Origin of the sequence: Mesomycoplasma ovipneumoniae, assembly GCF_030012565.1 — a bacterium.
GTDB lineage: Bacteria > Bacillota_I > Bacilli_A > Mycoplasmatales > Metamycoplasmataceae > Mesomycoplasma > Mesomycoplasma ovipneumoniae_D.
This window is the reverse complement of the sequence record NZ_CP124621.1, coordinates 150852-165775: the sequence shown is the minus strand read 5'-3', so window position 1 is coordinate 165775 and position 14924 is coordinate 150852. Positions and strand designations below refer to the sequence as shown.

The 14924-nt window shown below is 27.4% G+C and carries 9 protein-coding genes; 3 read left to right on the top strand and 6 right to left on the bottom strand.

Annotation, left to right across the window (positions count from 1 at the left end; genetic code table 4):
* Positions 1-116: 116 nt before the first annotated feature.
* Positions 117-1265: an amidohydrolase family protein gene (locus tag QJQ40_RS00690; RefSeq protein WP_282861388.1), complete on the bottom strand. Its 1149-nt coding sequence runs from the start codon at positions 1263-1265 to the stop codon at positions 117-119.
* A gap of 955 nt (positions 1266-2220) precedes the next feature.
* On the opposite strand from QJQ40_RS00690, the gene QJQ40_RS00685 reads away from it, so the two are divergent.
* The 3 genes from QJQ40_RS00685 to QJQ40_RS00675 are packed head-to-tail and all read left to right on the top strand — an operon-like array spanning position 2221 to position 5651.
* Positions 2221-2985, top strand: coding sequence for a glucosamine-6-phosphate deaminase (locus QJQ40_RS00685; RefSeq protein WP_282861387.1), 765 nt, complete (start codon positions 2221-2223; stop codon positions 2983-2985).
* A gap of 18 nt (positions 2986-3003) precedes the next feature.
* The gene (locus tag QJQ40_RS00680) at positions 3004-4785 is read left to right on the top strand and encodes a PTS transporter subunit EIIC (protein WP_282861386.1); all 1782 of its coding nucleotides are present in this window, start codon (positions 3004-3006) and stop codon (positions 4783-4785) included.
* 35 nt (positions 4786-4820) lie between these two features.
* Positions 4821-5651: a class II fructose-bisphosphate aldolase gene (locus QJQ40_RS00675; protein ID WP_282861384.1), complete on the top strand. Its 831-nt coding sequence runs from the start codon at positions 4821-4823 to the stop codon at positions 5649-5651.
* A 389-nt stretch (positions 5652-6040) separates the two neighbouring features.
* On the opposite strand, the gene QJQ40_RS00670 is transcribed toward QJQ40_RS00675, so the two are convergent.
* The 5 genes from QJQ40_RS00670 to QJQ40_RS00650 all read right to left on the bottom strand — a co-directional run bounded on the left by QJQ40_RS00670 (position 6041) and on the right by QJQ40_RS00650 (position 14922).
* Positions 6041-8539, bottom strand: coding sequence for a DEAD/DEAH box helicase family protein (locus QJQ40_RS00670; RefSeq protein WP_282861383.1), 2499 nt, complete (start codon positions 8537-8539; stop codon positions 6041-6043).
* A 4-nt stretch (positions 8540-8543) separates the two neighbouring features.
* On the bottom strand, positions 8544-9896 hold the full coding sequence (locus tag QJQ40_RS00665; RefSeq protein ID WP_282861635.1) for a site-specific DNA-methyltransferase: 1353 nt from the start codon (positions 9894-9896) through the stop codon (positions 8544-8546).
* Positions 9880-10278 carry a type III restriction endonuclease subunit M gene (locus tag QJQ40_RS00660; protein WP_282861382.1) on the bottom strand — a complete coding sequence of 133 codons (399 nt, stop codon included), beginning with the start codon at positions 10276-10278 and terminating at the stop codon, positions 9880-9882. Before QJQ40_RS00660 ends, QJQ40_RS00665 begins: the two co-directional genes overlap by 17 nt.
* 282 nt (positions 10279-10560) lie before the next feature.
* Positions 10561-12513 carry an ATP-binding cassette domain-containing protein gene (locus QJQ40_RS00655; protein ID WP_282861381.1) on the bottom strand — a complete coding sequence of 651 codons (1953 nt, stop codon included), beginning with the start codon at positions 12511-12513 and terminating at the stop codon, positions 10561-10563.
* 90 nt (positions 12514-12603) lie between these two features.
* Positions 12604-14922 (bottom strand): ATP-binding cassette domain-containing protein, encoded by a 2319-nt coding sequence (locus QJQ40_RS00650; protein ID WP_282861380.1) that lies wholly within the window; start codon positions 14920-14922, stop codon positions 12604-12606.
* Positions 14923-14924 lie beyond the last annotated feature (2 nt).

Here is a 14924-nt window from a genome sequence, read left to right as displayed (position 1 = left end):
AAAACCAGATGCTTTTTTGAAATTACCTTATCAAACTGGGAAACTCAGGAAAAAGTTAAAAAATTCTAAAATCAGACTTAAGTTTTTTATTTCTAAATTTATTAACAAAAAATTTTTTAAAAATGGAGATAAATTTGCCCAAAAATTACTACCATTTTTAGATTAAAATCGTCATCAACAATAACAAAATTTGCCTTTTGGCCAACTTTTATTGTGCCAAAATAATCTAAAAGATTGTGGGCTTTTGCAACATTATACGAAGAGCAAAAAACAATCTCTTGTCATGAAAGTTTAAGGTTTTGCTTTAAATTTTTGAGAATACTAAGATAACTCATTCCACTTCCGGCGATTTGTTGTGAATTTTTCAAATAAAATAAATCGCCTTTTTTCTCAGTTTCTAAATCTCCTAAGTTATAAAATCCGTCTTTAAGCCCTTTTTGGGCAAGTGAATCTGAAACAGCAATTCAATTTTCTTTTTTGAGATTTTTTATTGTGAATTTTAATGTTGAATTTCTAATATGAAGTCCGTCGGTAATTAGCTCTACTAGAAAATTTCTAGGTAATTTTGATTCAAAAATTAGGTTAGTAAGTGATTGACTTCTATGATCAAAATTAGAACTGCCATTAAAAAAGTGAGTGAATCTACGATAGTTTTTTAATTCATGATCTTTTTCAAAGTCAAAAGAATTTGAATGACCAATTGCAAAATTAATTGATTTATGATAAAAATTAATTAATTTTGCTGAGTTTCTTTCAGGGGCAACTACAACTGTAATTTTCTTAGCAAATTTTTTTGCTAAAAATTCAAAATGAAAATTTTTAGCCGAAATAATTAAGTTTGCATCATGAGCACCCTTTTTTTCAACAGAAATAAAAGGTCCTTCTAAATACCAATTTAGGAAAAAATATGGATATTTTTTAAGTAAAAAACTAAAAAACTCAGAATTTTGTTGAATTTTAGACCAAGATTGAGTAACTGTTGTTCCAAAAATAGCCGCTACGCCTTCAAATTTATGTAATTTTTCCTTATACTCAAGAAAATTTTTTTCTCAATTTAGGATAGAAAAATCCTCAAATGAAAAACCATAACCACCATGAGTGTGCGAATCGATAAAAGCTGGCAACAAAATGTTATTTTTGCAATCAACACCTTCAAAATCGGTATTTCCACGTCCTAAATTGACAATAGTTCCGCTCTCATCTAACTCAATTCAGCCAAAAAATTCTTCTAAATGGCTTATAATTCTTAAATTTTTGTATAACATTTTTGAAATTTACCTTTATTTTTAAGCTATTTTTAAAAATACTTGAATTTTTAAATAATTGTATCATTATTTAAAAAAATAGTAGAAAAATTAACAAAACTGGTGCAATCAAAATCACTGATAAAAACTAGTTGTTTGACTTTTTTCTACTAATTTAATCTGGTTTTGGGCGCTTTTTTAACTTTTTTGGCAAAAGTTAATTACCTATTTTAAAACACTGGCAAAAATCAATTTATGGCTGAAATAACAAAAACCATAAAAAATACAACTACTATTTAAACTCAATGCAAATAGAAAACTCGTTTTTATTTGCATTGAGCCTAAAAAAACATATGAAGTTTTGAAAGAACAATAACAAAAAGCCCTAAATTTATAGATTTCTAAACGGTTAAATTTAAGGCATTCCATCATATCTAAAAATATAATGGATAATTCGCACTATCTGATTTTTTTATGACAAAACATCATTGATTCCTCCCTAATTCAATATCAAAATTTATTAATTCATTCTTAGCAACTGTATTATAACATAATTTTATTTTGAACCAAGCATTTTTTTTTTTTTTTTTGCAAAAGGTTAATTTCTAAATAATAAAAATTAAGATTTTAGGTCAAAAAAACCGGATTTATCGGTATTTTTTGCATATTTTGTGTTCAATAAAAGGCAAATTTTCGCCACCAAACTGTCAAACTCAGGAAATTCTTGCTAAAAACCTAAAGTTGCAATTTTTAACACTTTAAATTCAGCAATTTTGATGTATTTAAATTTGTCTTCAACACTAAATTTGTATTGTTTCATTTTGATACAGTTTTTTTTGAATATGTCTGAAATTAATATACTAACTTTTTTTACTTTCTTATACTTTTTTTTTTTTTTTGTCTGTTTTGATAAAATTATAATTGGGCAAATAATAATAACAACTTTTATTTGCACTTTAAATTGGAGAACATTAAAATGAAAATATTAATTTTTGAAAAATTAGCTGACCTGCACAAATATTGTGCAGACCTTTTTATTGAACAAATTAGAAGTAAACCTAATTCAGTTTTAGGTTTTGCAACCGGAGTTTCACCAATTGAAACTTATAAACTTTTAATTGAAGACCACCTGCAAAACGGGACTTCCTGGGATAAAATTACAACATTTAATCTTGATGAGTTTGTCGGAATTGACCAAGATCATCCAGAGGCATTTATCAAACAAATGAAAACTAATTTATTTGATCATGTCAATGTTCCAATCTCTCAGATTAATATTCCTAACTCAGAAGCAAGCGATTTGGAACAAGAAGTAAAACGTTATGAACAAAAAATCGCTGAAAATCCGATTGATTTACAATATATTAGCATCGGAGTCAACGGGCATATGGCCTATAATGAACCTGGAACACCTTTTGACTCAAGTACTCATGTTACTAATTTAACAGATGAGACAATTATTGATATGGTAAAAAAAGGGAAATTTTCCGACTTTGACCAGTGTCCAAAACAAGCAATGACAATGGGAGTTCAGACAATTTTAAAACACACAAAAAAAGCAATTATGGTTTCTTTTGGTTTACATAAAGCAAGCGTTACAAAACAAATGTTAGAAGAAAAACCTAATTCAGAAATTACTGCTTCTTTTTTACAGTTGCATCCAAATTGTATTTTTATTTTAGACAAAGAAGCTGCCTCTAAATTATCAAAAGAAACACTTGATAAAGCAATTTTTTACTAAAAAATTAAGAGGTGTTAAATGACCGTTAAATTTTCTGGTAAAATTAAAAAAATTACTCCAAAGCAAAAATCACATAAATCAGAAAATTCGGTTTTCAATCGGATTTTAAACCAATTACAACGACTTGGAAAATCACTTATGTTTCCAATTGCAGTTTTGCCAATCGCTGCACTTTTATTAAGAATTGGCGCATTAATTCAAGATCCTTCGGCAAATGGTTCTATCGGAATTTCTGAGGCACAAAAATTTATCGGGCGACTAATTTCAACTCCAGGTGGAATCGTTTTTGATAATTTGGCAATTATTTTTGCAATCGGAATCTCATTTGGTTTTGCCAAAGATAACCGCGGCGAAGCCGCGCTTGTTGGTGCTGTTGTCTGATACGGAATGACGGCGCTTTTAAAACAAAATCAACTTGCTGAGGCAATTTATTCAAAAGTTTTGGTGGCCGACTCAGGCGAACTTAAAGGTCTAACGCAACTTTTGTATTTCCTAAAAGCTGGCAAGCCCGTCTACCAGTTAGACTCAGGGGTTATTGGCGGTATTGTTGTCGGAATTGTTGTTGCGTTTTTGTATAATAAATACAAAAACGTTAAATTACCACAGACACTTTCTTTTTTTGGTGGTAGACGATTTGTACCAATGTTAGGAATTTTATCAATAATTCCGCTTGGTTTATTTTTTGCAATTATTTGACCTTGGGCTCAATACGGACTAATTAAAATTGGTTCAGCCCTTTCAGATCAGAGCGCGAATCGTTATGCCCGGGGATTTTATGTCTCAGTTTATGCATTTCTTAATCGACTTTTACAGCCTTTTGGACTTCATCATATTTTAAATACTTTTGTTTGATTCCAATTGCCAATTGAAGGTGTATTAATTAGTCCTGTTGTTGATTCAGTGGGAAAAACTATTGCAAATGCTGGCGATATTCACACTGTAAATGGAGATATAACTGCATTTAATACCGGAATTATTGGTTCTGGTGGATTTACAACCGGATTTTTTCCTTTATATTTAGGTGGACTTCCTGGTGCTGCTGTGGCAATGATTTTTGCCGCAAAACGGGAAAATCGCAAAACAATTACTACATTTTTGGCAGGCGCAACACTTGTAAGTTTTCTTACTGGAATTGATGAGCCTTTAATTTTTACTTTTATTTTTATTTCACCACTTTTATGACTTTTAAATGCTTTTCTTACTTCATTAATTTATATGTTCGTGACATGAACTGGAATGAGTATCGGAATTGGATTTAGTGCCGGATTTATTGACTATATTGTCTCTTTCCCACGTTCTTGAGCCTTTGCAAAAACTAGTGGAATTTTGGCAAATCCACTATGAATTTGGGCATTTTCAGCAATAATGTTTTTAATTCAAGGCTCAAGTTTTTACTTTTTCATTAAAAAGTTTGATATTAAAACCTTAGGTCGCGAAGACAAAATTGAAACCGAATTAAGTACTAATAATGAAAATTTAGAAACTCAAAGCACCAAAAAAATAGACCCGCATAATGAAAAAATAGCTAAAAACACTGATAAAATTAGTGACAAATATGAAAAAATGGCACTAGACTTTATTGAAATTATCGGCAAAGAAAACATTGAAGAAGTCTCAAATTGTGCATCAAGACTACGACTTATTGTTAAAGATAATAAAAAAGATGAACAGCTAGATGCAAAAATTCTTGCAGCTGGTGGTCGAGGAATCGTTCGTGTTGGCAATAAAGGTTTACAAATTATAGTTGGCACTGATGTTGAATTTGTTGCTGATCACGTTCGCAAAATAGTATGAAAATAATAGGAAAATAATAGGAAAATAATAATAGGAAAATAATGGCACTTATTGATCCAAGATCTGTATTTTTGAAACTAAATGCAGAAAATAAAGCAATTTTTGCTTTTAATGTTTTAAATTTAGAAACACTTTTGGCCGTAATTAAAGCAGGGGAAATTTCCCAAAAACCTTTAATTATTCAGCTAAGCCAAGGGGCGATAAAATATTCACGCATTGAAATTTTAGCACCTATGATTTTATCAGCGATTCAAAATTCCTCTGGTAAATTTATTTTTCACCTTGATCACTGTGATGACTTAAATCTTTTTGAAAAATACCTTGAATTTGGTTTTAATTCTGCAATGTTTGATGGTTCAAATTTTCCAATTGATGAAAATATCGAAAAATCACTAAAAGCTAAATCGATTGCTGATAAAAAAAATGTTTTCCTTGAGCTAGAAATAGGTCAAATTGGCGGTAAAGAAATTGGTCATCAAGAAAATACTGAACAAATTCTTGAAATTGACAGTGTTAAAAAATTCTACCAAAAAACAGAATCAGATCTTCTTGCAATTGCTTTTGGAACCGCGCACGGAATTTACAAAAAAAAGGCTAATTTAGATTGAGATTTAGTCAAAAACTTTAAAAAAGACTATAAAATCCCGCTTGTTATGCACGGAACCAGCGGCCTTTCTCTAGAAGAAATTAAAAAAGCAATCAATTTTGGAATTAACAAAATTAATGTTGGCACTGACCTTTTAGTTAATTTTTCTAACGAAGTTGAAAAATATTTCCAAGAAAATCCTAAAAGTTATGACATTAGAAAAATTAATCAAAAAGGAATTGAAAAAATGATCCAAAAAGTGCTTTTTTACCTTGAATTATCATAAAATCTTATGATTTTATATTTAATTTTTTCAATTTTAATTGCCATTTTCCTCTTTTTGATTGCTGTTTTTCTTTGATTTTATCAAAAGAAACGCAATCAAAACTGATCAGATTTTAAAAAAGAGATAATTAGACTTGTAATTTTTATATTTTTTGTGTTTGGTTTTATCTTTATAATTTCAGGTTTTTATCTTTTTTTTAAAAAATAACCTAAAAATAAATTTCTACACAAAGTTAAATAAATTTAGCCATTTTCAAGTTGGTTTCAAATTTGAAAATGGCTTTAATTAATAATTGAATAATAAAAATATTTAAGCTCTTTTATTCGAAAAACACAAAAAAACCTATGAATTATAGGTTTTTTTGTGTTTTTAAGAAAGATTATTTTTATTTAATTTATAAGTTTGGTTAAACGCATTGACGGAATAAGTTTTTTTCTTTTTTCTTCAAATTCTTCATTGCTAATGTTGTTGATATCGGTCTTTGTTATTTCATTAAAATCAATTTTATTTCGAATTTCATCTACATTAGAAGATCCTGCAAAATAAAGTTCTTCTTGTTCAACATCAACTCAACAAACAGCTACGATTAATTTTTTTTGATTTGTTTGATTTATTTGATTTTCTTCGAAATATTTATTATAACCACTTATTAATAATTGTGTTTTTTTAGAATCATAATCTTTATAATTTTTGATTTCAAAATAAAAATAATTCCCATTTTTGCTAACCAAAAAATCAGGATATGAATTTGCAATTTCATTTCCGTTAATGTATTGAAAGCCTAATTTAGTATGGGCTGGGTTTTTAGCTCAAAAACGAATATTTTTCTTTTTTTTACTAATTTTTATTAATTCTTGTGCAAAAAACTTTTCTGCTTTTGAATCTAACGGAAGATTATCTTTTGATGTTTTGTTATTTTTTGATTTTTTGTCATCAATTTTTTCATAAGCAAAAGAATCATTAGTTTTCACCGATTTATCTTTTTTAGTATTATTAAACTCAATTTCTTCAGGCAGGTGCTCTTTAAAAATAAGTTTATACTGAGCATTTTCAACTTGATCTTTAATTGTTTTTTTATAAATTCTAGCAAGTTCTCGCCCATATTTTAACAAAATAATTAAATCTAAGATTTGTTCTTCATTTGTTTTTTTGCCTGTTTGTTTATTTGTTTTTTTGTCATTTAAAAATTCTTGTTTCATTTGGTCAAAAAACTTTTCAATTTTACAAGTAAAATATTTTTTTAAATTGTTTTTAAGCCTAATAATTGCTAATTCTAATTCAACAATGTTGGAAATTTTGGATTTAATCAATCTTGCTGAACCATACTCTTCAGTATCAATAGAAATAAATTTATTGGCATTATAGTCGTCTTCATATTCTCCCAAGCGGTTTTCAAAAGTTTTTTTAACTTTTTTACGCATAGGGTCATTGTCAAATTCATTTTCAAAATTGTTATAATATTGATCTTCATTAATTATTTTACTTCTATTTTCAACAGGTGTTCCAGAAAATTCGATTTTGCCTGATATAAGTATGTCATTTTTATATTCATTCTTCAAAAAAAGTTTATGCACATTTTTTTTCACAGGATCAACATTACTATAAATAAAATATTTATGAGCAATGGAATCAAGTTTTAAATCATACTTAGGGCAAGGATTTCTTTTTATTCTGCCAATTGTTTGAACACCTAAATTAAAAGATGAAATATTTCTAAGTTGGACTAACATACATGCTCTTGGAATATCTCATCCTGTTGCTGGGCCAATTTTAAAAATTATTACATCAACTGAAGACATATCTTCAGAAATATCACGTAATGTGAAATTAGATTTTTGACGCAAATTACTTTCTTTTTTATTTTCAAAATATTTTACTCAACTAAGATTATATTTTTCGAGTATTTTAATTATTTTTTCTTCATTTTCATAAAATTTTTGCACATATTTTTTAGTTTTACTATCAATTTGGATTAGCATTGCGGGGTTAATACCGACTAAATCAGGCTCTTTAATATTATCATTATATTGTTTTTTAATTTCTTTAAATTTTTGACAAGCTATTTCCAAAATTTGTTCATTATCATAATCTTTACCACTTTCTAAGCCACAATTATGACGTTTTTTGGCTTTTAAAAGTGTAATCCTCTTAAGACCACTTAAATCTGTATCATTTATTAAATCTTCTTCAGATAATCGAACTAATGGGAAATCAGGTTTTGGGGTTGCTGTCATTTTCAATATAAATGTTGCATTTTGTTGCATTTCTTCTTCAAAAGATTTGCCATCTTTGTCTTCTTTGTCTTCTTTGTCTTCTTTGTCTTTTTTGCCTTTTTTTCCTTTTGAAGTTTTGTTAATATCACCAATATGGGCCTCATCTCTTATATAAATAAGAATTTGCCTTTTTTGTTTAATTTCAGACAAAAATGCTTCAATTGCTCCTTGCTCACGTAAAATAGAATTTGATTTAAAAGATGCTCCACCCATAATAAAAACTGAATCAGGCTTGGCAAAAAATTGATAGTTTTTATCAAATTCTGCCGTTCCATTCAAGTTTGAGGGACTTTCAATTCTCTCTATATTTAAATTTTTATTATCTATAAAAATTTTATATTTATTAAATCTTTCTTCCGTTTGTTTAGGTAATTCAGCACTTGATAATGTTACAAATACAAAAACTATTTCTTTACTACCAACTTTTTCTTTATTTCATTCAATTAATTTATCAATATAGTTTAGGATCATGAAAGTTTTTCCTGATCCTGTCGGGGCTTCAAAATAAATTCCTTTTTTTAATTTTGTCTTAATTTCTTCGCTACTAGTGAGATATGAAGTTGTTTTCTCAACTAATTGTTCAACCGCATTACTTTGAGATTTGGTTAATTCCATAATTTTATGAATCCTTTTCTTGTGGTTTAAGTGCTAAAAGATGATTTAAAAGTTCAATATACCTGGTATTTTTAGCATCTTTATGATTTGAGGTAACTTTAATATCAAAATCTTTAAAAAGTTTTAAAAGCGAATCAACCAAATCATCAAGTCCTTTTTCTGAACCAAAAATTTGAGTATTGTAATAAGAAATGTCAAAAACTTTCAGGTTTTGCAAATAAGGTTTGTTTTTTTTGGCTCAATCAAATTCTTGATTTTTAGTAGCTTTTCCATTTGAAATTCGGAAAAGTCTCTCATAGGTTACATCTGTTCCGATTTTTTTTTGATTATTGGTTTTCTCTTGATTATTGGTTTTCTCTTGTTTATTGATTATCTCTTGATTATTGGTTATCAAAGTAAAGGTTCGTTTTCCACCATCTTGGCGGTTTAAATCTCAAACGGAATGACCGGTTGTTCCACTTCCAGCAAAAAAATCAAGAATTTTTGCATTTTTATTGGGATGAATATTAATTAAATACTTAATTAATTCAATTGGTTTGGGATGTTCAAAGATCTTTGTTTGAAAAATATTTATATGTTCATTGGCTCCTTCAGTGCCTTGGGCGAATAATATTAAATTAGAAAATTTCGAAACTCTTACAGTCTTTTGGTTTTTGTTGTCAACAAATTGATACTGTTTTGCATAAACCCTATCATTTTTGAAAACAATAAAGCCATTTTTGATTCCTCAATCTACTTGTTTCCTAGATCAACGCCAGGTTCAATCTTTAACAGCGTGGTTTCCCTGATGCCTGGCCTGTCACTTTTCTTTGTATCTACCAGCATAATAAATTTTGCCATTATATTCAATCGGATAATCTAGTCCTTTAGATCATGTTAATGAAGAAAAATCAAGTTGGGTCAACTTATATTTTCCTCTTTCTTGAATATACTCATCAGAATATTTATATGATCCATCATCAATATTTTGGGGATGAGTATTTGTTGTTAAATGTTGAATGTTTTTTGAATAAGCTAATACATGTTCTGTTAGAACTTTTATAAATTTGGAATCTGCCGCTAATCCTTTATGTTTTTTTTGTCAAATAAAATTAGCAACAAAATTTTCCTCACCAAAAATTTCGTCCATTAAAACTTTTAGATAAGCGTGTTGATTATCATCAATTGAGATAAAAATTATTCCATCTTCTTTTAAAAGTTTTTTGGCTAATTTTAGCCGCTCATTTAGTAAGTTTAGTCAACCATTTCGAGAGTACTTATCTCGATAAATAAATTTTGAAGGTAAAATATTTTCTTTATCATTTGCGACCTGATTACCATCGTCAAAACTAGCCTGGGTATTATAAGGTGGATCAATGTAAATTACATCATACCCGGACGCGGTCTCTCTCTCTCTCTCTCTCTCTCTCTCTCTCGAGAACTACAAGATTTTTAAGAGCATCGTAATTTTCGCCGATTATTAAGGTATTTTCTTCAGATTGACTTTTGTCTAAAACAAAAGATAAATCTTCATTTTTTTGCAAAATTGCAACTCGGTCTGAATCAGATTCAGGAGCTGCATCAAAACGAAAGCCAGTTTTGATTCGTTGAGAAATAAACTGAAAAACGTATTCAAGTTTACTTGGTTCAAATTTTTCTAAAATTTGAATTGCTAAATTTTTTTGGTCTGGATTTAGTTCTTTTGAGGAGATTTCCTCAATTTGCTTTTTATATTTTTCTAAGAGATTATTTTGATTCATATTTTAGGCCTTTTTAGTTGTATTTTGTAATATTTTACCATTTTTCAGCTATTAAAGGAATCTAAACAGAATAAAACTAAAAAAAATGGGCCAATTTTTGCTTAAATTAATATATTGATTTAAAAAATTCAGACACTTTTTTGATTTACCTCAGCAAAATTAAGCCTTATGTTAAAATATGGCATTTTTGACTATGTTTGTCAGGGTGCTAAAAAAAATAAAATACCAAATATTTTGAAAAAAATATTTGGTAGCAAATTATCTATTTTTAAAAAGTAATCGTTAAAATTGATCGAATTTTAGCAATTTTGTGACAGGTTTTCTATAATTAATCCATGAAATCAATAAGTAAATAAACGAAATTATAAAAAACATTGCTATTCATATTATGAAAATTAAAATTACTATTTGTGAAGTCGAAGGATATATGGCATCTTCACCGAGTATTTGAATGTAAATTTTTGGAATTAAGGGGAGAGACACTGATAAGTTAATGACTAAAATTAGAAATGAAATTATAATTATATTTAATCAATGATAAAGAAAAATCTGCCATGTCTTAGCCCGAAGTGCCTTTAGGATTCCAATTAATTTTACTTTTGAATCAGTTAGATTTTTTGTATAAAAAATCGTTTGTATTAATAGAATTGCTATAAAAACAATTAAAATTGCTCCAACAATTATATTTATAAAATTTTGTAAATTATAAGTTAATTTTGATATGCCCTTTAATGAGGATTCAACATTATACTCTTTATTATTTTCAATAAAATTATCAATATTATTTTCCAAATTATCATTTTCAAAATACAACCTTAAAATAATTGGTTCTATTTTTTTGCCTTGACTGGCTTGTGAATTTTCTGGTTTGTTGTTTTTACTTTTCTGTAATTCGATATCTTCACCGAATTTATGATGCAAAAAACTTAGGTTTAAATTTTTTGCATTAAGCAAATTATTTATTCCAACAACTTTTAATGTTTTTTTATCTTTGGGACCAGTTAAGACAGCAATTTCTTGTTCTTTTGGTTCCTTGATATCTAATTCTGTAGCCACTTCTTTTGAAATTATAATTTCATCTACGTTTTCAATGTTTCTTCCTATTAAATTTTTTTGATCAAAATTGAACCTATTTTTAAAAAATTCACTTTCATCAATGTAATCAATATGTGCTCCAAGTTTTCTTTTGTCATTATATTCAAAACCTAATGATGGGAAAGTAAAGAAAGGAATAATTTTTTTTATTGATTTATTTTTTTCTCTGAGATTATTAATGTCATTATGTGTGAAAGTTGCCACATCTCTTTCTGATTTTTTGCTAATTAAAACAGAATCAAGTTGCAATTCATTAACTTTAAGAGAATTAGAAGCAAAAATATTTAAATTTAAAACACCAAATAATAATGTCCCAAAAATACTTGTTAGAAAAAGTATTACAAACAAAATAGTTGAAACTAATTTTGATTTATAATCTGACAGAGTAAGCAATAAACCTGTTTTTAATTCTTGCTTAATTTTCGCAATTTTTGAATAGGAGGAACTCTTAAAAGAAACTAATTGACTACTTTTTTCATTGTTAATTACTAAATTTTGCTCACTTTTGTCAATATTTTCTTCGGAAATTTTTCCTTTTTCAATACGAATGATCTTGTCGGCATATTTTTTTGCAAATTCTAAATTGTGACTGACCACTAATATTGTTTTATTTTTTGCAATATTTTTTAGATTTTCAAATACAGAAACACCGTTTTCAAAATCTAAATTTCCAGTTGGTTCATCAAGCAAAATAAAATCACTATCTCTTGAAAGTGAACGGAGAATTGCTATTCTTTGTTTTTCGCCACCAGATAAATTATTTACATTTTGCTTTAATTGCTGAGTTTCAATTGACACGTATTTAGACTGTTGTTCCAATTCTTTTGGGTCTAAAACTCTATTTATTACATTATTTGCAATTAAAATATTATTTTCTGATGAAATATTAGTGATTAAATTAAAGTCCTGGAAAACAACATCGACTAATGGTTTTTTAATTTCAGTGCCATTTTCATCCAAAAAAGAGATTTTTCCACTATCTTTTTTAGTAAAACCGGCAATTAAATTAATAAGAGTTGTTTTCCCAATCCCTGATTTACCAATTATAAACGTTATTTTTTTTGAAGGTATATCAAGATTTAGATTATCGAAAATGATTTTTTTATCAATCTTTTTCGTTAAATTTTCAATTTTTATCATTTTGCTCCAAGTTTGCTGTATTCTTCTTATTCAACATAATAAAATTAAGACTTTTGATAAAAAAAATATAGTTTTAATAATTTTTAAAAATTATTTTAATAATGTCACAATATCTTTTTTATAAGTTATATAAGAAATTAATGAATATATAATTGATAAAATAAGGAAACTAGCAAACCAGATAATTATAAAAATAACGCTAATTTGCTGATAATCAGGAAAAATTGAATTTTGATGTGAAATTGCACCATAAATTAAAGGCACAAAAGAAATTGAAAATATAATACCAAAAACGAAAACAAAAGCAGAAAGTATTACCAAATTTAATCAATGATACAAGAAAATTTGTGATGTTTTCCCACCAAGAGACTTTAGAATACCAATTGATTTTTTCTTGAATTTAGAAAGATTTGTTGCATATAATGACACAAAAATTAACAAACTTATTCCAAAAATTATTATTGACACAAAAATAATTAATAACAAAACATATTGAGAGGAAATTGCTCGATTTAGAATTTGATCCGGACCGCCATTTGTCGAGTAATAACGACTAACACCGAGTTTGCTATATTTATTTAAAAAATCAGTAATATTATTATATAAATTATCATGATCAAAATAAAGCACAGCAGCTATTGGAAGTAATTCGTTGGAATATTTTTCAATATTATTGTTAAAAATAGCAATATTTTCGTCATCTTTTTCAGGATCAAAAACTCCAACAACTTTAAAAATTAAAGTATTTTTATTGTTAGAAATTTTTAAAAGTTTTCCTGTTTTGTCAGTTATATTCGAGCTAACTGCTATTTCATTAAAATTTTTAGGCAATCTACCATTTTTCAAGTTTATTGAATTGGCTTGATTTGAATTCTCATAGAAAGACTTATGTATTTTATTGGGTTTTGCAAGTGTCTCGTCAGTTTCTACGGTTGTTGGCCTACTAAAAACATACTTTTCAAAGTCTAATGAAAAATAATCATCAGGTAAAAACTCAAATTCATCAAACTTACTTTCTTTTTCATTTTGTTTTGATTTTTGATAAACTGACTTTAGTTTATCTATGTGAACAAGCGAAAAATTGCTACCATCATCAAGAGACTTATCTAAAATTCCCACAATTGTTGCTGATTCAGAAAAGGGATTTAAATCTTCAAGGTTTTGCCCTAAATTTAATGAATTAAGGTGAACAATTTTAATTGTTTTTCCAATTGGATTATCAATTTCTAATTCTTCAATTAATTTTTGTGAGAGGATAACTTCATTTGGATTGGTAATAAACCTATTACTAAAATTTCCATCTTTACTAAATGAGCTAAATCTGTTTTTAAAAAAATCAGATTCATCAGTTGATCGAATAGAGCGATTCTCGAGAGAAACGTTATCATTATAGATGAATGTATAATCTTTAAGGCTACTATATAGTAAACTAGTGTGTTTTATTTTGGGGTTATCCTTTTTAAGTTGGTCGATTTCTTCAGGGGCTAAAGAAATAATATCCTTTTCGCGAATTCTAATGGCGTCAAAATTTGATTGGGCAAGCGTGTCAGTGACTATATTTTTTGCTGAAACATGTAAGTTCATGAAAATAACCATGCTAAAAATTAAAGCAAAAAATGTTACTAAAACTAAAATAAAACTCGTAATTTTTGATTTAAAATCCGCGAGCACAAGCAATAAAGCTACTTTAAATTTTTGTAAGAAACCAGGCTTTTTATAGACCTGGTTTGATATTAGGTTTGAGTGTTTATTTTTTCATTCAATATTAATTTGTTTATTATTTTCTATAACATTAACGGATAAATCTTCTAAATTAATAATTTGATCGGCATATTGGTTTGCTAATTCTAAATCATGACTAACAATTAAAATTGTTTTACTTTCAGAAGCTTTAACTAATAAATCGAGTAAAGCAATGGAATTTTCATGGTCCAAATTACCAGTTGGTTCGTCAAGCAAAATAAAATCACTTTTTCTTGATAAACTTCTTAAAAATGCAGCTCGTTGTTTTTCACCGCCTGATAAATTTTTTGCTACCTGATCTAGTTTGTTGGTTTCAATACCGATAGAATTAGCGGCTTGTTGTATTTCTAAATCATCTGATTCACGATTCAAAATGTGATTTGCTATTAAAATATTATTTTTTATACTTAATGACTCAATTAAATTAAAGTCTTGAAAAACAACATCAACTAATGGTTTTTCCAATTCAGAACCGTTTTCATCAAAAAAAGAAATTTTTCCACTGTCTTTTTTTGTAAATCCGGCAATTAAATTAATAAGTGTGGATTTACCAATTCCAGATTTTCCAATTACGAATGTAATTTTATTTAAAGGAATTTCCAGATTTAAATTATTAAAAATAAATTTATTATCAATTTTTTTAGTTAATTTTTCTATTTTTATCATTA